Consider the following 17685-nt stretch of genomic DNA (forward strand, 5'->3'; position numbering starts at 1 on the left):
CCGCGGAGCCCGGGGGCGACCAGTCGGCCGCCCCCGGGCTCGCGCTGCCTACGGTCAGGCGCGAGGCTTCTCGCGCATCTCGTACGTGGCGATGAGGTCGCCGATCTGCAGGTCGTTGTACGACCCCAGGTTGATGCCGCACTCGAAGCCCTCGCGGACCTCGGTGACATCGTCCTTGAACCGGCGCAGGCCGGCGATCTCGACGTTCTCCGCCACGACGACGCCGTTGCGGGTGATGCGGGCCTTGGTGCCCCGCTTGATCTCGCCGCTGCGGACGATCGAGCCGGCGATGTTGCCGAACTTGCTGGAGCGGAAGATCTCGCGGATCTCGGCGGTGCCGAGCTCCACCTCCTCGAACTCCGGCTTGAGCATGCCCTTGAGGGCGGACTCGATCTCCTCGATGGCCTGGTAGATCACCGAGTAGTAGCGGATCTCGACACCCTCGCGGTCGGCGTAGTCGGCGTTCTGGCCCTCGGCCCGGACGTTGTAGCCGATGATGATGGCGTCGGACGCCATCGCGAGGTTGATGTTGTTCATCGTGATCGCACCGACGCCGCGGTCGATGATCCGCAGGTCGACCTCGTCGCCCACGTCGATCTGGAGCAGGGCGTCCTCGAGCGCTTCCACAGAACCGGACACGTCGCCCTTGAGGATGAGGTTGAGCGTCTCGACCTTGCCGGCCGCGAGCGCCTCGTTGAGGTCCTCGAGGGAGATGCGCTTGCGGGCCTTGGCCAGGCTGGCCTGGCGGTCGGCAGCCTCACGCCGCTCGGCGATCTGCCGGGCCGTGCGGTCGTCCGGGGCCACCACGAAGGTGTCACCGGCGCGCGGCACCGAGGAGAGGCCGAGCACCTGCACGGGACGGGACGGGCCCGCCTCGGTGAGGTTGTTGCCGTGCTCGTCGAGCATCGCGCGGACGCGGCCGTAGGCCGAACCCGTGACGATGGCGTCACCGACGTGCAACGTGCCGGCCTGGACCAGCACCGTGGCCGTGGCGCCGCGGCCACGGTCGAGGTTGGCCTCGATCGCGACACCGCGGGCGTCGCGGTCGGCGTTGGCACGCAGGTCGAGCGCCGCGTCGGCCGTGAGCAGGACGGCCTCGAGGAGGGCGTCGATGTTCTGGCCCGCCTTGGCGGAGACGTCGACGAACATGGTGTCGCCGCCGTACTCCTCGGCCACCAGGTTGTACTCGGTCAGCTGCTGGCGGACCTTGGCCGGGTTGGCACCCTCGACGTCGATCTTGTTGACCGCCACCACGATCGGCACGTCCGCAGCCTGGGCGTGGTTGAGCGCCTCGATGGTCTGCGGCATGACGCCGTCGTCGGCCGCGACCACGAGGATCGCGATGTCGGTGACCTTCGCACCACGGGCACGCATGGCGGTGAACGCCTCGTGACCCGGGGTGTCGATGAAGGTGATCGGACGGTCGACGCCCTCGTGCACCTTGTGCACCTGGTAGGCACCGATGTGCTGGGTGATGCCACCGGACTCGCCGCCGGCGACGTCCTCGTTGCGGATGGCGTCGAGGAGGCGCGTCTTTCCGTGGTCGACGTGGCCCATGACGGTCACGACCGGCGGACGGGCCTCGAGGTCCTCGTCGTCCTCACCCTCGATACCCGTCTCCAGGTCGATGTTGAAGGCGTCGAAGAGCTCCTTCTCCTCCTCCTCGGGGGAGACGACCTCGATGTTGTAGCCGAGCTCGGCACCGAGCAGCTTGAAGGTGTCCTCGTCCAGCGACTGGGTGGCCGTGGCCATCTCGCCGAGGTGGAAGAGCACCGTCACCAGCGCGCCGGGGTTGGCGTTGATCTTGTCGGCGAAGTCGCTGAGCGACGAACCACGACGGACCCGGATCAGGGTGTCGCCGTTGCCACGGGGCACGCTGACGCCACCGAGCGACGGCGCCTGCATCTGCTCGAACTCCTGGCGCTTCGCGCGCTTCGACTTGCGTCCGCGGACGGGACGACCGCCGCCGCGGCCGAAGGCGCCAGCGGTGGAGCCACGACCGGCGCCGCCACGGAAGCCACCGCCACCGGGACGACCGGCGAAGCCACCACCGGCGGGACCGCCGGGACCACCCGGACCGCGACCGGCGCCGGGGCCACCGGGGCCACGACCGCCACCACGGGCAGGACGCTCACCGGGACGGCCGACCGCGCTGCGGTCGGGCATCATGCCCGGGCTCGGGCGGGGACCGCCGGGACGGGGACCGCCGGGACCGGCCGTGCCACCGGGGCGGGGGCCGGCTGCGCCGGGGCCACCGGGGCGGCTCTGCGGGCGAGGCATGCCCTGGGAGGGCGCGAACGGGTTGTTGCCGGGACGGGCGGGCTCACGCGAGCCACCCTCACGGTTGCCGCCGTCACGACCGGTGCGCATGCCCTGCGAGGGCGCGAACGGGTTGTTGCCCGGGCGCGGGGCGCCGGGACGCGGCGCACCGGACCCGCCGGGACCGGCAGGACGAGGTGCGTTGCCGGGGCGCGGCGAGGCCGGGACACCAGAGGTCTGCTTGCCGCCGTCGCGCGAGGACTGGACGTCCGACCGTGCGGCAGGAGCCGCAGGAGCGGGCGCAGCCTTGGCAGCAGGCGCTGCCGGGGCCGGTGCCGCCGGGGCGGGCGCGGCCTTGGCAGCAGGCGCTGCGGGGGCCGGTGCCGCCGGGGCGGGAGCCGCCGGAGCCGGGGTGGACGGGGTCTGCGCCGCGGGTGCGGCGGGGGCCGCCTCGGCAGCCGGTGCGGCAGCCGCGGGGGCAGCCGGAGCCGGGGTCGCCTTGGCGGGCGAGGGCTTGGCGCCCGCGGAACGCTTCTCCGCGGGGAACGTCTCGGTCGCCTTGCGGACGACCGGTGCCTCGATGGTCGAGCTGGCGGTCTTGACGTACTCGCCGATGCTGTTGAGGTGTGCGATCAGCGTCTTGCTGTCGGTGCCGAGCTCTTTGGCGAGCGCGCTTACACGGACCTTGGCCACGTTTCTCCTGTTCCTGGTCCGTGCCAGGACAGGCGCGGACCGTCGTTACTGCTGGGGGGAGCTCATTGCTGAGTTCTCATCGGGTGCTCATCAGCGTCAAACCCGCTTTCGGTTCCCATAGCGATGGACGGTTGGTTCGAGGTGCTCATCCTGCGGTGGTCCCGGCCCCACCGGTGGTGGGGGCCCGGTCGTGGGCCTCGACGTGGGCCACGACCGCTGCCGGGTCCGGTCCGGCGCCGACACGCAGCGCCCGGCCGAACGCCCGACGGCGCAGGGCCTGGTCGAGACATCCACCTGTCGGGTGCAGCCATGCGCCGCGCCCCGGCATGAGGTGCCGCGGGTCCGGCACCAGCCGGGTCACCCCGGCGTCGTCCGTCTCCGCGACCACTCGCAGGAGGGCCGACCAGCTATCCGTCCCGCGGCATCCCACACACGTCCGAGTTGGTGCCCGAGGCGTCGTGCGGGGGGTGGTGGTGCGTGCTGCGGTCCGGAGTCCAGTCCGGTCGGTCCCCACCAGTCTATCCCCTACCGGCGCCCGGGTGCGTCACCCGTGCTGCCGGGACCCCCGCTGGAGGCCGCGGCACCGGCCGTGCGCGCACCGCTGCGGCCCGCCTGGGGCGCGACCGCGGGGGCGTCCGCCTGGGTGTCGGGACGGATGTCGATGCGCCACCCGGTCAGCTTGGCGGCGAGGCGGGCGTTCTGGCCCTCCTTGCCGATGGCCAGGGAGAGCTGGTAGTCGGGGACCACGACCCGTGCGGACCGCAGCTGGGGGTCGACGATCTCCACCGACTCGACCCGGGACGGCGACAGGGCCGCGGCGACGAACGTTCGGGGGTCGTCGGAGTAGTCGACGATGTCGATCTTCTCGCCGTGCAGCTCGGTCATCACGGCGCGCACGCGGGCACCCATGGGCCCGATGCAGGCGCCCTTGGCGTTGAGGCCGGCGACCTTGGAGTGGACCGCGATCTTCGTGCGGTGGCCGGCCTCGCGGGCCAGCGCCGCGATCTCGACCGAGCCGTCGGCGATCTCGGGGACCTCCAGCGCGAACAGCTTGCGCACGAGGTTGGGGTGGGTCCGCGACAGCCCGATCTGGGGGCCCTTCGGGCCGCGGCGCACCGAGACCACGAAGCAGCGCAGGCGCTCGCCGTGGACGTACTTCTCCCCCGGCACCTGCTCGGCGAGGGGCAGGATGCCCTCGACGGTGCCGAAGTCGACCGTGACGTGGCGCGGGTCCGGGCTCTGCTGGATGACGCCGGCGACGACGTCGCCCTCGCGGCCCTTGAAGTCGCCCATGATCGCCTCGTCCTCGAGGTCACGCAGGCGCTGGACGATCACCTGGCGCGCGGTGGCGGCGGCGATGCGGCCGAAGCCGGTGGGGGTGTCGTCGAACTCGGGGCCGTACTCGCGCGGCGGCCGCTCGTCACCCTCCGCGGGCTCGGGAGCCTCCAGCTCCTCGCGGGCCCACACGATGACGTGCCCGGTCTTGCGGTCGAGCTCGACGCGGGCGTTGCGGTAGGAGTCGTCCGTGCGGTGGTAGGCGACCAGGAGGGCCTGCTCGATCGCCGGGATGAGGATGTCGAGGGAGATGTCCCGCTCGCGCTCCAGGGCCCGCAGGGCGGTCAGGTCGATGTCCATGTCAGCTCTCCTCGGTGTCGTCGTCGGTCTCGTCGACGTCGTCGTGCAGGTCGGTGTCGTCGTGCTCGGCACCACCGTCGTCATGGCCCTGGCCAGCGCCGGGGCGCGAGAACTCGACCTCCACGGCGGCGCGTGCCAGGTCGGCGTACGCGTGCTGCTCGGTGCGGGCCGGCGTCTTCTTGGTCGCGGGCACCTCGATGGTGACGCCCTCGTCGTCCGCGCTGACGAGGCGGCCGGTGACCGGGGTGCCGTCCAGCGGGGTGAGGGTGAGCAGCCGGGTGACGTTGCGGCGGTAGTGGCGCGGCTCGGTCAGGGGCCGGTCGACCCCGGGCGAGGTCACCTCGAGGGTGTAGGGCTGCTCCCCCATGACGTCGGTGTCGTCGAGGGCCTCACCGACGGCGCGGGTGGCGTCGGCCACCTCGTCGAGGCTCAGCGGCTCGGTGGGGGTGGTGGTGGGTCCGTCGGCAGGGTCGAGCACGCGGTCGATCCAGATGCGGACGAGGCGGCGCTTGCCTGCGGGCGTCACGGCCACGTCCTCGACGAGCAGGCCGAGGGACGCGAGGGGCCCTTCCACCGCGGGACGAATCTGGTCCTTGACGCTCAACTGACTCGTCCTCTCTGAAGTTCTGGTGGTGGTGCGCGCCCACTCTATCCACGGCGCAGGCACGACGCATGCCAGCACCGGGGCGCCGCGGCGCCCGTGCCATGATCGCCCCATGCCCGAGGACCGACCCGGTACGCCGTCGTGCCCGACGCGGCGTGACGTGCTCACCCTGGGGGCCCGGTTCGGGGCCGGGGTGGGGGCTGCGGCCCTGCTGTCCACCTCGCTCGCCGCCTGCGGGATCCGCTTCGAGGACGGCCCACCACGCGCAGCGGCAGGCCCCTCGCGCCGGCCCGTGCGGGGCGAGTCGTTCCTGCTCACCCTGCGTCACCACAGCACCGACCTCGCGGCCCTGGCGACGTCCCTCGGCGGACCCGCCAAGGGCCTGCCCGCCCGTCTGGCCCACCTGCACCGGCGCCAGGCCGACGTGCTGCGGGCCGAGCTCCTGCACCTGGGGGTGCCCGCGTCCGTGGTGGACGGCGCCGGCACGCCGAGCGGGACCACGATGACCTCGCCCGGCACCCCACCGACCACGGCAACCAGCCCCGCCGCGCCGTCCCCGACGACGACGTCCGGCGCCACGGGACCCCAGTCCCTCGCTGCCGCCGAGGCTGCGGACCTGGGGCCGACGGCCGTCGCTGCCCTCGCGGGCGTGCCCGCCGAGGTCCTCCCGCTCGCGGGGGCCGTGCTGGCCCAGCGGGCCGCCGCCGCCGCGCTGCTCGGCACCCCCGCGCCGTGGCCGGAGCCGACGTGGTCCGAGCCCTCGCTCGCGGCGTCGTACCTCCAGGGCACCCGCGCTGCCGTCTACGCCTTCCAGGTCGTCGCCGCGCAGTCCCCCACCGGCGCGCAGCGCACCCTGGCCCGCACGACCCTGGCCGTCCTCGAGGCGCGACAGGGGCGCCAGGAGGCGCTCGCCGGCGCTGCCGCGGCCCCGCCACCGCTGGCCTACCCGCTGCCGTACCCCGTCGCGACACCCGCAGCTGCCCGCAGGCTCGCGGCCCACGTCCTCACCGAGCTGCTCGGCGCCGGGGCTCGCGACCTCGGCTCCACCGGTGGCGAGGTCGGGCCGCTCGGCTCCGTCGTCCAGTGGCTGGCCGACACCGAGGTCCTCGCCTCACGGTGGGGTGTGGCCCTCGCCCCGTTCCCCGGGCTCACGTGACCCGCACCCAGGACGCCGCAGCCCTGCTGCCCGAGGACTTCCTGGAGTCGGTCCGACGCCTCACCGCGCAGGAGGGGGCGGTCGGCGGTCCGTCCGGGAGCGAGTGGGCTGCCGGGCTGCCCAGGCTGCTCGCCGACGTGCTCGACGACTGGGGGCTCACCGTCGCCGGGCCGGCGTGCACCGGGTACTCCTCGGTCGTCCTGCCGGTCCTGCGCGAGGGGGCGCGGCTGGCCCTCAAGCTCGGCTGGCCGCACGTGGAGGCGCGCGACGAGGCCCTCGCCCTGCGGCTCTGGGACGGGCGCGGGGCCGTCCGGCTCGTGGCGGCGGACCCGCACCGCAGCGTGCTGCTGCTCGAAGCCCTCGACAGCTCCCGCACCCTCGGCGAGCTCGACGTCGACACGGCCTGCGAGGTCACCGGCGAGCTGCTGCGCGAGCTGCACGTCCCCGCACCCCCGCAGGTCGGCAGGCTCTCGGAGCACGTGCGGCGGCACGCGACCGCCGTGGTGGGAGCGGGTTCGGTCCTCCCCCGGCGGATGGCCGAACGGACCGCCGGCCTGCTGGACGACCTGCTCTCGGACCCCTCCTGCGACGCGACGCTGCTGCACGGCGACCTGCACCACGAGAACGTCCTGCACACCCTCCCCGGGTCCGACCGGCCGCAGTGGCTGGCCATCGACCCGCACGCGGTGGCGGGGCACCCGGGGTGGGAGGTCCAGGCCCTCCTGCGCAACCGCCGCGACGAGCTCGGGACCGGTTCGGCGTTCCGCTACCTCGTACTGCGCCGGGTCGAGGTCACCTGCGACGCCGCCGGGATCGACGAGGACGAGGCGCTGGCCTGGTCGTACGTCCACACCGCGATCCAGGCGGGCTGGGCCGCCAAGGGCCAAGACTCCGACGAGGTGACGTTCGACATCGCCCTCCTGAAGGCGCTCGACGGCTGAGGCCGGCCGACCTGGCACCCCGCCTCGCCGGACCGGGCCCCCCGACGCGCCGACGGCGCGGAACGGGCGCAGACTGCCACCATGCGCTTCGGATTCCACTTCCTCGACTTCACCATCCCCGACGGCCCGGCGTCCTACGCCCCCGCCCTCCGCTCGACCGCGGCCGCAGCAGAGGCTGCGGGCGCGTCGTGGCTCACCGTGATGGACCACTACTTCCAGATGGAGTTCTTCCGCACCGCCCACGACCCGATGCTGGAGGCCTACACCACGCTGGGCTTCATGGCCGCAGCGACCGAACGGGTCAAGCTCGGCACCGTCGTGACGGGCGTGACCTACCGGCACCCCGGGCTCCTCGCCAAGATCGGCACGACCCTCGACGTCCTGAGCGGCGGCCGGGCCTTCCTGGGCATCGGCGCCGCCTGGTACGAGCGGGAGCACAAGGCGCTGGGTGTGCCCTACCCCCCTCTCGCCGAGCGGTTCGAGCGGCTCGAGGAGACCCTGCAGATCCTCCAGCAGATGTGGAGCGACGACGAGGGGCCGTTCGAGGGGAAGCACTACCAGCTCGCGGAGACCATCAACGTGCCGCAGTGCCTCACCCGCCCCCACCCGCCGATCGTCATCGGGGGCAGTGGTGAGAAGAAGACGCTGCGGCTGGTCGCGCAGTACGCGGACGCCACCAACCTCATCGTCTCCGGGGCGGACGAGCTCGCCCACAAGCTGGACGTGCTGCGGCGCCACTGCGACGACCTGGGCCGTGACTACGCGACGATCGAGAAGACGGTCATGGGGCCGCAGGGCGACCCGCTCGCCGACGTGGACGGCTTCCTGCGGACCGCGCAGGCCTATGCCGACCTCGGCGTCGAGCACATCCACCTGCGCGCGATGGCTCCCGACCCGGCGGCCACGGTGACCGAGTTCGGCGAGCGGGTGGCGCCCCGGCTGGCCCAGATCGGCTGAGCGTCCCGGCCGACCGCGTCACCGCGACCAGCGGTACTCCACCTCCGGGCGACCCTGCCCCGCGTACCGGGAGCTGCGGACGACCACCCGCGAGTCGCACAGGTACTCGGCGTAGCGGCGCGCCGTCACCCGGCTGACGCCGACGACCTCGCCGAGCTCGCTCGCCGACAGGCCGCGGCCCTCCGAGGCGTCGCGGAGGGCCCGGGTCACCCGGCTGAGCAGGTCCTCGCTCATCCCCTTCGGCACGGAGGCCCGCGGGGACGGGCGGGCGCCCGCGAGGACCTCGTCGACCTCGGCCTGGGTGTCGACGCGGGTGGAGCCGGGCAGCTGGCGGCGGTAGGTGAGGTAGGCCTCGAGCCGGTCGCGCAGCGTGGCGAACACGAACGGCTTGAGCAGGTACTGGACGACACCGAGCGACACCGCGCCGCGGACCACCTCGAGGTCACGGGCCGACGTCACGGCGATGACGTCGGCGCCGTGACCGGCGGCGCGCATCCTGCGGATCACGTCGAGGCCGTGGCCGTCGGGCAGGTTCATGTCGAGCAGCACGACGTCCACGGGCGTCGACTGCAGGGCCTGGAGGGCTGCGGTGGCCGTGCCGACCGTGCGCACGACCTCGAACCCCTCGACGCGTGCCACGTAGGCGGTGTGCGCCTGCGCCGCGACCGGCTCGTCCTCGACGACCAGGACCTGCAGGGGCTGGTCAGCCACGGGCCACCGCCCCGCCCTCGACGTCCTCGGTGACGGGCAGCCGCACGGTGAACACGGCTCCCGGGCCGCCCTCGACCGACAGCGACCCGCCGAGCCGGCTGACGCTCTGGGACACCAGCGCCAGCCCGATGCCCCGGAGGCCCTCCCGGCCCTGGTCCTTCGACGAGACACCGCGTTCGAAGGCTCGCGCCACGGCACCCGGCGGCAGTCCCGGGCCGGTGTCGGCGACGGTGAGCACGAGGTCGGCACCGTCACGGGCGGTGTCGACCCGGACCTGGCGCTCACCGGGCGACCCGGCGACGGCGTCGAACGCGTTGTCGATGAGGTTGCCGACGATGGTGACGACATCGCGCGCGGGCAGGGCGTCCACCGGCCACACCGCTCCCTCGCCGATCCGCAGGTCGATGCCGCGCTCCCCGGCCTCGGCCGCCTTGCCCAGCAGGAGGGCCGACAGGGCGGGCTCCTCGATGCCGGCCACTACCCGGTCGGTGAGGATCTGGGAGAGCTCGAGCTCCTCGGTCGCGAACTCGAGCGCACGGTCGGGGTGCCCCAGCTCGATGAGCGAGACGATCGTGTGCAGGCGGTTGGCCGACTCGTGCGCCTGCGAGCGCAGCGCCTCGGTCAGCCCCCTCGCCGAGTCGAGCTCCCCGGTGAGGTGCTCGAGGTCGGTGCGGTCGCGCAGCGTGGCGACGTGGCCCAGCGCCCGGCCCTCCCACCGCGCCGGGGCGGTGTTGAGCACGAGCACCCGGGCGTCGGTGACGTGGAGCTCGTCCTCCCGCGGGGTCTCGTCGGTGAGGGCGGCGGTGAGGGGGCCGGACAGGCCGAGCTCGGCCACGGGGCGCCCCACCGCGCCGTCGCCCAACCCGAGGAGCCGCACGGCCTCGTCGTTCGCGAGCCGCAGCCTGCCCTCGAGGTCGATGAGGAGCAGCCCCTCGGTGACGGCGTGCAGGACGGCGTCGTAGTACTCCACCATCTCGCGCAGCTGGCGCTCCCCCAGCCCGTGGGTCTGGCGCCGTACCCGGCGTGCGACGAGCGCGGTCGCGAGGCCGGTGAGGACCGCGGCGGCCAGGCCCGCGGCCAGCAGGGCGACCAGCTGCCCCTCGAGCCGGCGGCTCACCGCCGCCTTGCGGATGCCCACCGCGACGAGGCCGACGACGGCGCCGTCACCACCCGGCCCGGCGCGGACCGGCACCACCGCCCGGCGCGAGGGCCCCAAGGTGCCGGTGTAGTCCTCGACGACCGTGCCGCCGCGCTGCGCCTGCTCGATGTGGCCGATGAACTGGCGCCCGATGAGGGAGGTGTCCGGGTGGGTGTAGCGGGTGCCGGTGGGGCTCATCACCACCACGAAGTCGGTCTGGGTGTGGCGTCGCACGTCCTCGGCGTAGGCCTGGAGGCGGCCGTCACGGTCGGCGGACCGCACCCCGGCGACCACCTCGGGAGAGCTCGCCACGGTCCGCGCCACCGCGAGCGCCCGCGCGGTCGCCTCCTGCGTGCCGGCGCGCTGGGCCTGGGCGTACGCCGCGGCCGTGCCGATGCCCACGACCAGCAGGGCCACGAGGACCTGCAGGACGAACGTCTGGGCCGCCACGCTCCAGCGGCTCGGGGCGCTCGCCCACCGCCCGCGGCTCAGCGCCATGTCGCGCCACCGGGGACCCCGGCAGCGCCTCGGGACCGCCGGAACTCAAAGAACACAAGGGTGACGATAGCCACTGCGACGCCCATACTCGTGCGGAGTTCACCCCTCCCGGGCCGCCCGGGACCGAGTCCACTGGAGCACACGTGAGCACCGCAGCCGACAACGCCGTCGACCGCCCGGCACCCCGCCGTGACCGGACGCACTACCTCTACCTCGCCGTCATCGTGGCGATGGTCCTGGGCATCATCGTCGGGTTCGTCTTCCCCGACTTCGGGATCAAGCTGAAGTGGCTTGGCACCGGTTTCGTCAACCTCATCAAGATGATGATCACCCCGGTGATCTTCTGCACCATCGTCCTCGGCATCGGGTCGGTCCGCCGCGCCGCGCAGGTGGGCAAGGTCGGTGGCCTGGCGCTCGGCTACTTCCTCACCATGTCGACGTTCGCGCTCGCGATCGGCCTCGTGGTCGGCAACATCGTCAAGCCCGGAGCCGGTCTGCACCTCACCGACGCCCTCGCCAAGACCGGCCAGGCGCAGGTCGGCGAGAAGAGCGAGAGCACGGTCGACTTCATCCTGGGGCTCATCCCCGACACGCTCATCTCCTCGCTGACGGCGGGGTCGGTCCTGCAGGCCCTGCTGGTGGCGCTGCTCGTCGGGTTCGCGCTGCAGAAGATGGGTCGTGCGGGTGAGCCGATCCTCGTCGGCATCAAGCACTTCGAGCGGCTCGTCTTCCGCCTCATGGCGATGATCATGTACGCCGCGCCGATCGGTGCGTTCGGCGCGATGGCCGCCGTCGTGGGCGCCACCGGGCTCGACGCCCTGAAGAGCCTCGCCCAGGTGATGATCGCCTTCTACATCACGTGTGCGCTGTTCGTGTTCGTCGTCCTCGGCCTGGTCCTCAAGGTCTTCACCGGCGTCAACGTGTTCTCGCTGCTGAAGTACCTCGGCCGCGAGTTCCTCCTCATCCTGTCGACCTCGTCGTCGGAGTCGGCACTCCCCCGCCTCATCGCGAAGATGGAGCACGCCGGCGTCTCCCGCCCGGTCGTGGGCATCACCGTCCCCACCGGGTACTCCTTCAACCTCGACGGCACCGCGATCTACCTGACCATGGCGTCGCTGTTCATCGCCGACGCGATGGACAAGCCGTTCGGCCTGGGTCAGCAGATCTCGTTGCTGCTGTTCATGATCATCGCCTCGAAGGGTGCGGCCGGCGTGACCGGCGCGGGCCTGGCCACGCTCGCCGGCGGCCTGCAGTCGCACCGCCCCGACCTCGTCGACGGCGTCGGCTTCATCGTCGGCATCGACCGCATGATGAGCGAGGCCCGGGCGCTGACGAACTTCGCCGGCAACTCCATCGCCACCGTCCTCATCGGGCACTGGGTGGGCGAGCTCGACCGCCCGCGCCTGGATGCGGTGCTCGCCGGCGACCTGCCCTTCGACGAGGCCACGATGGTCGACGACGACCACGGGACGGGCCGTGCGGACGAGGTCCAGCGTGCGGAGTCGGTGCCCGCCGGTCGCTGACCGAGCCACGTGACCACCCGGCCACGACAGCAGGCGTCCGGCCGGCTGTCGTGGCCGGTTCGGTTCTGCCACCGGTACTGCCAGCGCGCCAGAGGTGGTGGTCGGTACGGCGCCTGCGCCACCGGTACTGCCAGCGCGCCAGAGGTGGTGGTCGGTACGGCGCCCGCGCCACCAGTGCTGCCCGTGCGGCACACGCGGTGGCGAGCAGTCGGGACAGGGGCGTCGCGGGGTTCCGGGTCAGAGGCGTTGCGGGAAGCCGAAGGTGGTGCGCACCCCCGTCGAGAAGAGCACGCTGGCGGGTGGGGTCGTGCGCGCGAAGGTGCCGAGCCCGGCCGCGACGACCAGCTCGTCCTCGAGCTCGAGGACCTCGGCGGACTGCAGCGGCCACGGGCCGTGGGTGTTGGGCACCCAGAGGGTCCGACCCGCCACCGCGGTGTGCAGGCCGAAGCGCGCGGTGAGGAACAGCTCGAGCGGGGACGGCTGCGCCAGCTGCTCGCCCACGGCGACCGTGACCCGGGACCGTGGTCGACCCACCCCGTCGACGGGCGCTCGTGTGGCCCGGTGGGTCGTGTAGCTGAGCACCCGCCGTCCGTCGGGTGCCACCTGGTCCCGGACCCCCATGGAGGCCCACTGGTAGGGGACGTTGAAGCCCAGCCGCGCCCCGAGGACGACCAGCAGCCGCTGCGCCTCGAGCGACAGGAAGGTGACGCCGTGCCGCCCGCGGTCGTCGACGGAGTACACCCGCACGTTGGTCTCGGCGAAGGTCCCGAGCCACGGCACCGGGGGCCCCGTGCTGATGCCGGCGTCGACCATCCGGAACGGGATCAGGCCGACCCACGCCGACCCGTCGAAGAGGTCGGGCCGCACGCCCCGCGGCAGCAGCGGTGCCAGCAGGCCGGGGTCCACCGGCCAGTGGAGGAACGTGATGTCGCGCCACCACTGGCTCATGATCTGGCGGGTGGGCAGCGGCGGGCCCTGCGGGTCGAGCACCGGGTCGGGGGTCATCGCGTGCCGTCGGGTGCGACACCGAGGTGGGCCACGACGGCGCGCGCGGCCCGGCGGCCGGACACCATCGCCCCCTGGATCGACGAGGTGTCGCGGTGGTCACCGGCGACGAAGCGTCCCTCTCCCAGCGCCACCGGTCGGCGGACCACCAGCGGTGGCGGGACGAACGGCAGGGCGCGGGCGACGTCGTGGCGCACCAGGAGGTCCCACCGTGCCGTCGAGGTGGACCAGAGGCGCGCGACCTCCCGGCGGACGAGCTGCTCGTCGTCAGGGGCCGAGGCGAGGGTCGTGGCCTGGATCAGGCGGCGTCCCGGAGGGGCGTAGGAGGGTGCGGCGTCCGAGACGACGGCGGTGTTGACCACGGGGCCCCGAGCACCGTCGACCCGCAGCCACCGGCTCCTCGGCGCCGGGTCCGTCGTGGAGAACCACCAGGTGCGCAGGCCCTGGGTGGGCGCCGCAGCCAGGACGCTGAGGTCTGCGGCAGCGGCGACGTCGGTGGCGACGACGACGGCACGGGCGGGCACCTCGCCGTCGTCGGTGCGCACGCTCGGCCCGGCGCCGAGGGTGGCGGGGGTGCCCAGCCGTACCGGGCTGCGCAGCCGGGACGCGAGCTGGGCCGGCACCGCGCGCATCCCGTCGCCGGGGACGCCCGGGGTGCCGAGCAGGAAGGACCGCAGCAGCAACCGCACGAACGCAGCAGACGTCCGCCCGCCGTCCTCGGCCAGGACACCCGCGAGGAACGGCTCGAGCACCTCGCGGCGGAGCGGGCCGTCGACGCCGGCCCGGTCCAGCGACTCGGCCAGGGAGCAGTCCGGCCCGGACTCCAGGCGGGACACCGGACCCAGGCTGGGTGCCGCCCAGCGGGCCAGCCGCGCCACCTCGCCAGGGGTCACGAGCCCGCTCGCCAAGGTGCGCGCCAGTGCGGCGGGCTCCCTCCGCGGGTCGGCGAGAAGGGCGGTGACCCCGTCGCGACGCACCTCCACCCCCGCCCCGAACCGTTGCAGCGCAAGGGCTTCCACGTCCAGGAGCTGGCGCACGGCCGGGTACGCGGGGTTGAGCAGCTGGAAGCCGACGTCGCACAGGTGCCCGTCGACGACCTCCGTCCGCACCCGGCCACCGACCTCGTCGGCGGCCTCGACGACGAGGACGTCCAGACCCCGCTCCTCCAGGGTCACGGCACACGTCAGCCCTGCCAGCCCTGCTCCGACCACCACGACGTCATGCATGCACTCACCGTGCCACGCGCGGCGCGCGGATGCCCACGCGGGCCGCACAGGCGTCGTACCGTGACCCCGTGAACGATGCCCGCACCACCGACGCCGAGCACGCGACCGGACCCACCTCCGGTGTCACCGAGCTGCGCACCGAACGGCTGCTCCTGCGCCAGTGGCGACCCGAGGACCGCGAGCCGTTCGCGGCGCTCAACGACGACCCCAGGGTCATGGAGCACTTCCCCGGGCACCTCGACCGCGCCGCCAGTGACGCGATGGCCGACCGGATCGAGACCGCGATCGCCCGCAACGGCTGGGGCCTCTGGGCGGCCGAGGTGCTGCAGACGGGTGATTTCATCGGGTTCGTGGGATTGGCCGTCCCCCGCTTCGAGGAGCACTTCACCCCGTGCGTCGAGATCGGGTGGCGACTGGCCAGCTCTGCGTGGGGGCGCGGCTACGCCCCCGAGGGCGCGCGGACGGCGCTGGCCCACGCCTTCGGCCCGCTGGGCCTGGACGAGGTCGTGGCCATGACCATCCCCGCCAACGACCGCTCGCAGTCGGTCATGCGCAAGATCGGCATGACGCGCGACGAGGCGGCCGACTTCGACCACCCCCTCATCCCCGATGGTGACCCCACGCGGCGCCACGTGCTCTACCGGATCTCCAGGCAGGAGTGGGTGGCTCGCCGCGTCGAGGGCTGACGAGCACCACCGCCCGACCCCGGCCTACGGTGGGGTATGCCCAACCGCCTCGCGCACTCGACCTCCCCCTACCTGTTGCAGCACAGGGACAACCCTGTCGACTGGCAGGAGTGGGGTCCCGAGGCCTTCGAGGAGGCGCGACGGCGCGACGTGCCTGTCCTGCTGAGCGTCGGGTATGCCGCGTGCCACTGGTGCCACGTGATGGCCCACGAGTCGTTCGAGGACGAGGACGTGGCCCGGGCGGTCAACGCGGACTTCGTCGCGGTCAAGGTCGACCGTGAGGAGCGGCCCGACATCGACGCCGTCTACATGGCCGCGACCACCGCCCTGACCGGCCACGGCGGGTGGCCGATGACGTGCTTCCTCACCCCCGACGGCGACCCGTTCTTCGCGGGCACCTACTTCCCGCGACCGCAGTTCCTCCAGCTGCTCTCGGGGGTCACCAGCGCCTGGTCGGACCAGCGCGACCGGGTCCTCGACAGCGGCGCCCACATCGCCGAGAGGCTCCGCGAGCTGTCCGCGCCGGTGACGGGCCACCCCCTGACGGCCGAGGTCCTCGAGACCGCCGTCGAGCGGTTGCGCGGCCAGTTCGACCACGCCGCAGCGGGTTTCGGCGGGGCGCCGAAGTTCCCGCCGTCGATGGTCCTCGAGTTCCTGCTCCGCCACCACGCCCGCACCGGGTCGGCGGACGCCCTCTCCATGGCGAGGGCGACGTGTGCGGCGATGGCCCGTGGCGGGATGTACGACCAGCTCGGCGGCGGGTTCGCGCGGTACTCCGTCGACGCCCGCTGGGTGGTCCCCCACTTCGAGAAGATGCTCTACGACAACGCCCAGCTGCTGCGCGTCCACACCCACCTGTGGCGCGCGACGGGCGACCCCCTCGCCCGCCGCGTCGCGCTCGAGACCTCGGAGTTCCTGCTGCGCGACCTGCGCACCGCCGAAGGCGGGTTCGCGTCCGCCCTGGACGCGGACACCGACGGGGTCGAGGGTCTCACCTACGCCTGGACACCGGCCCAGCTGGTGGAGGTGCTGGGTGAGGACGACGGACGACGGGCTGCCGACCTCCTGTCCGTGACGCGTGCAGGGACCTTCGAGCACGGCACCTCGACGCTGCAGCTCCTCGAGGACCCCGACGACCCCGAGTGGTGGGCAGCCACCCGCTCGACCCTGCTGGCTGCACGCCGAGGACGTCCCCAGCCCGGGCGCGACGACAAGGTCGTGACGTCGTGGAACGGCCTGGCCGTCGCCGCCCTCGCCGAGACGGGCAGCATCCTGGGCGAGCCGTCACTGGTGGCCGCGGCCGAGGCGTGCGCCGAGTTCGTCGTGTCCACCCACCTCGTGGACGGTCGGCTCCGCCGGACCTCGCGCGAGGGCGCCGTGGGCGCAGCCGTCGGGGTGGCCGACGACTACGGCAACCTCGCGGAGGGCCTGCTGGCCCTGCACCAGGCGACGGGTGCCGCGCGGTGGCTGCAGGTGGCCCGCGACCTGCTCGACACCGCGACGGAGCGGTTCGCCGCTCAGGACGGTGGTTTCCACGACACCAGCGACGATGCCGAGCAGCTGTTCACCCGGCCGCGCAGCGCCGCCGACAACGCCGAGCCCTCCGGCCAGAGCGCGCTGGCGGGCGCCCTGCTGACGTGCGCCGCGCTGACCGGGGACCCCGCGATGCGCGACCGCGCCGACGCTGCCCTGGCCGCCGCCGGTGACGTCGCGGCGCGGGACCCGAGGTTCGGTGGCTGGGCCCTGGCGGTGGCGGAGGCCGCGGTCGCCGGTCCCCTCCAGGTCGCCGTCGTCGGTGCCGGTCCCGAGGCCGACGCCTTGCTCGAGGTCGTGCGCCGGTCGCCCTCCCCCGGCCTGGTGCTCGCCCACGGCGAGCCGGACGCGCCCGGCGTCCCGTTGCTGGAGCAGCGGCCGCTGGTCGAGGGCCGCCCGGCTGCCTACGTGTGCCGGGGCTTCGTGTGCGACGCGCCCGTGACCGACGTGGAGGGCCTCAGCGCAGCGCTGCGGTGACCAGTGCCCGGAGTGCGTCGACGTCCCAGCCGGGCTGGGCACCGGGACGGCCGGCCAGGTAGGTCGTGATCGCTTCCACGCTGAGCCCGTGCGTCCCGGACAGGCCGCGCGCGATCATCGCCAGGTAGGGCTGCGTGGGTGAGTTGCGCTGCAGCGCAGACGGATCCGGCGCGGTGAAGGTGAGCACGGGATGGCCCTCGAGCTCACCGACGAGGTGCAGCGACTCGTAGCGGCCGGGGCCCAGGTCGTGTCGGGCGCGGCTCAGGACCGTGCTGAGGTCGAGGTCCTCCCCCGGCAGCCGGTGCATCTCCTGGGCCGCCACGTCTGCGAACTGCTGCTCGCTGACGAGGTAGGCCCGCGCAAGGGTCTCCCCCTGCGCCGTCGCGTCGTAGAAGGCGATGCCCCCACCCCACGTCGGCGACTCCCACGCGAAGAACATGTCGCCCGGCAGGGTCAGCCCCCGGTCGCCGGTCGGTGGGCTGGGGTCGCGGGCGCCCGGGTAGGCGCGCGTCGCGCCGGGCGGCCGGCCACCACCGAGGTAGCACATGAACCGGTCACGGGCGAGGTTGCTCCCGTAGCTCGCGTACCAGACCTGCACCGCCCCCACTGTGCCAGAGACACGGACCGCCGGCGCCCGGAGGCG

General features: G+C 73.6%; 15 protein-coding genes. 6 read left to right on the forward strand and 9 right to left on the reverse strand.

Going from position 1 to position 17685, the window contains the following annotated elements; all coding sequences use genetic code 11:
- Positions 1-54 precede the first annotated feature (54 nt).
- From infB to rimP, 4 genes are all read right to left on the reverse strand, one after another.
- Positions 55-2952 carry a translation initiation factor IF-2 gene (infB, locus tag ABEA42_RS06855; protein WP_345502069.1) on the reverse strand — a complete coding sequence of 966 codons (2898 nt, stop codon included), beginning with the start codon at positions 2950-2952 and terminating at the stop codon, positions 55-57.
- A gap of 145 nt (positions 2953-3097) precedes the next feature.
- Positions 3098-3340 carry a YlxR family protein gene (locus ABEA42_RS06860; protein ID WP_425572009.1) on the reverse strand — a complete coding sequence of 81 codons (243 nt, stop codon included), beginning with the start codon at positions 3338-3340 and terminating at the stop codon, positions 3098-3100.
- Between the two features lie 137 nt (positions 3341-3477).
- Positions 3478-4587 carry a transcription termination factor NusA gene (gene nusA / locus ABEA42_RS06865; RefSeq protein ID WP_345502072.1) on the reverse strand — a complete coding sequence of 370 codons (1110 nt, stop codon included), beginning with the start codon at positions 4585-4587 and terminating at the stop codon, positions 3478-3480.
- Between the two features lies 1 nt (position 4588).
- Positions 4589-5191, reverse strand: a complete 603-nt coding sequence (rimP, locus tag ABEA42_RS06870) for a ribosome maturation factor RimP (RefSeq protein ID WP_345502074.1) — start codon at positions 5189-5191, stop codon at positions 4589-4591.
- A gap of 112 nt (positions 5192-5303) precedes the next feature.
- Between rimP and ABEA42_RS06875 the strand changes: the two genes are divergently transcribed.
- From ABEA42_RS06875 to ABEA42_RS06885, 3 genes are all read left to right on the forward strand, one after another.
- Positions 5304-6347: a DUF4439 domain-containing protein gene (locus ABEA42_RS06875; protein ID WP_345502075.1), complete on the forward strand. Its 1044-nt coding sequence runs from the start codon at positions 5304-5306 to the stop codon at positions 6345-6347.
- Positions 6344-7288, forward strand: coding sequence for an aminoglycoside phosphotransferase family protein (locus ABEA42_RS06880; RefSeq protein ID WP_345502076.1), 945 nt, complete (start codon positions 6344-6346; stop codon positions 7286-7288). The genes ABEA42_RS06875 and ABEA42_RS06880 overlap by 4 nt, the downstream gene beginning before the upstream one ends.
- 81 nt (positions 7289-7369) lie before the next feature.
- Positions 7370-8245, forward strand: a complete 876-nt coding sequence (locus ABEA42_RS06885; RefSeq protein ID WP_345502077.1) for an LLM class F420-dependent oxidoreductase — start codon at positions 7370-7372, stop codon at positions 8243-8245.
- An 18-nt stretch (positions 8246-8263) separates the two neighbouring features.
- Here ABEA42_RS06885 and ABEA42_RS06890 read toward each other — a convergent pair whose 3' ends face one another.
- Together ABEA42_RS06890 and ABEA42_RS06895 are read right to left on the reverse strand one after the other, a co-directional pair.
- Entirely contained in the window at positions 8264-8956 is a 693-nt protein-coding gene (locus ABEA42_RS06890) for a response regulator (protein ID WP_345502079.1), read from the reverse strand.
- Positions 8949-10592 carry a sensor histidine kinase gene (locus ABEA42_RS06895; protein WP_345502080.1) on the reverse strand — a complete coding sequence of 548 codons (1644 nt, stop codon included), beginning with the start codon at positions 10590-10592 and terminating at the stop codon, positions 8949-8951. Before ABEA42_RS06895 ends, ABEA42_RS06890 begins: the two co-directional genes overlap by 8 nt.
- A 143-nt stretch (positions 10593-10735) precedes the next feature.
- Here ABEA42_RS06895 and ABEA42_RS06900 point away from each other — a divergent pair, with 143 nt between their 5' ends.
- Positions 10736-12115 (forward strand): cation:dicarboxylate symporter family transporter, encoded by a 1380-nt coding sequence (locus ABEA42_RS06900; RefSeq protein ID WP_345502082.1) that lies wholly within the window; start codon positions 10736-10738, stop codon positions 12113-12115.
- 237 nt (positions 12116-12352) lie between these two features.
- Here the strand turns inward: ABEA42_RS06900 and ABEA42_RS06905 are convergent, their stop codons facing one another.
- Together ABEA42_RS06905 and ABEA42_RS06910 are read right to left on the reverse strand one after the other, a co-directional pair.
- Positions 12353-13120 carry a YqjF family protein gene (locus ABEA42_RS06905; RefSeq protein ID WP_345502084.1) on the reverse strand — a complete coding sequence of 256 codons (768 nt, stop codon included), beginning with the start codon at positions 13118-13120 and terminating at the stop codon, positions 12353-12355.
- Entirely contained in the window at positions 13117-14346 is a 1230-nt protein-coding gene (locus ABEA42_RS06910; RefSeq protein ID WP_345502086.1) for an FAD-dependent oxidoreductase, read from the reverse strand. Before ABEA42_RS06910 ends, ABEA42_RS06905 begins: the two co-directional genes overlap by 4 nt.
- 68 nt (positions 14347-14414) lie before the next feature.
- Between ABEA42_RS06910 and ABEA42_RS06915 the strand changes: the two genes are divergently transcribed.
- Together ABEA42_RS06915 and ABEA42_RS06920 are read left to right on the forward strand one after the other, a co-directional pair.
- Complete coding sequence (locus ABEA42_RS06915) at positions 14415-15032, forward strand: GNAT family N-acetyltransferase (protein ID WP_345502088.1); 618 nt, start codon at positions 14415-14417, stop codon at positions 15030-15032.
- Positions 15033-15068: 36 nt separating this feature from the next.
- On the forward strand, positions 15069-17042 hold the full coding sequence (locus ABEA42_RS06920) for a thioredoxin domain-containing protein (RefSeq protein ID WP_345502090.1): 1974 nt from the start codon (positions 15069-15071) through the stop codon (positions 17040-17042).
- Here the strand turns inward: ABEA42_RS06920 and ABEA42_RS06925 are convergent.
- Positions 17023-17640 carry a histone deacetylase gene (locus tag ABEA42_RS06925; RefSeq protein ID WP_345502091.1) on the reverse strand — a complete coding sequence of 206 codons (618 nt, stop codon included), beginning with the start codon at positions 17638-17640 and terminating at the stop codon, positions 17023-17025. The two genes, ABEA42_RS06920 and ABEA42_RS06925, sit on opposite strands and share 20 nt — an antisense overlap.
- Between the last annotated feature and the right edge of the window lie 45 nt (positions 17641-17685).

Source organism: Pedococcus ginsenosidimutans (assembly GCF_039544395.1).
Classification (GTDB): Bacteria; Actinomycetota; Actinomycetes; order Actinomycetales; family Dermatophilaceae; genus Pedococcus; species Pedococcus ginsenosidimutans.

Bases quoted from the DNA above. Each gene is read 5' to 3' on its own strand.
- nusA (WP_345502072.1), bottom strand. From the start codon at position 4,587: ATGGACATCGACCTGACCGCCCTGCGGGCCCTGGAGCGCGAGCGGGAC.
- ABEA42_RS06875 (WP_345502075.1), top strand. From the start codon at position 5,304: ATGCCCGAGGACCGACCCGGTACGCCGTCGTGCCCGACGCGGCGTGAC.
- ABEA42_RS06885 (WP_345502077.1), top strand. From the start codon at position 7,370: ATGCGCTTCGGATTCCACTTCCTCGACTTCACCATCCCCGACGGCCCG.
- ABEA42_RS06895 (WP_345502080.1), bottom strand. From the start codon at position 10,592: ATGGCGCTGAGCCGCGGGCGGTGGGCGAGCGCCCCGAGCCGCTGGAGC.
- ABEA42_RS06905 (WP_345502084.1), bottom strand. From the start codon at position 13,120: ATGACCCCCGACCCGGTGCTCGACCCGCAGGGCCCGCCGCTGCCCACC.
- ABEA42_RS06910 (WP_345502086.1), bottom strand. From the start codon at position 14,346: ATGCATGACGTCGTGGTGGTCGGAGCAGGGCTGGCAGGGCTGACGTGT.
- ABEA42_RS06920 (WP_345502090.1), top strand. From the start codon at position 15,069: ATGCCCAACCGCCTCGCGCACTCGACCTCCCCCTACCTGTTGCAGCAC.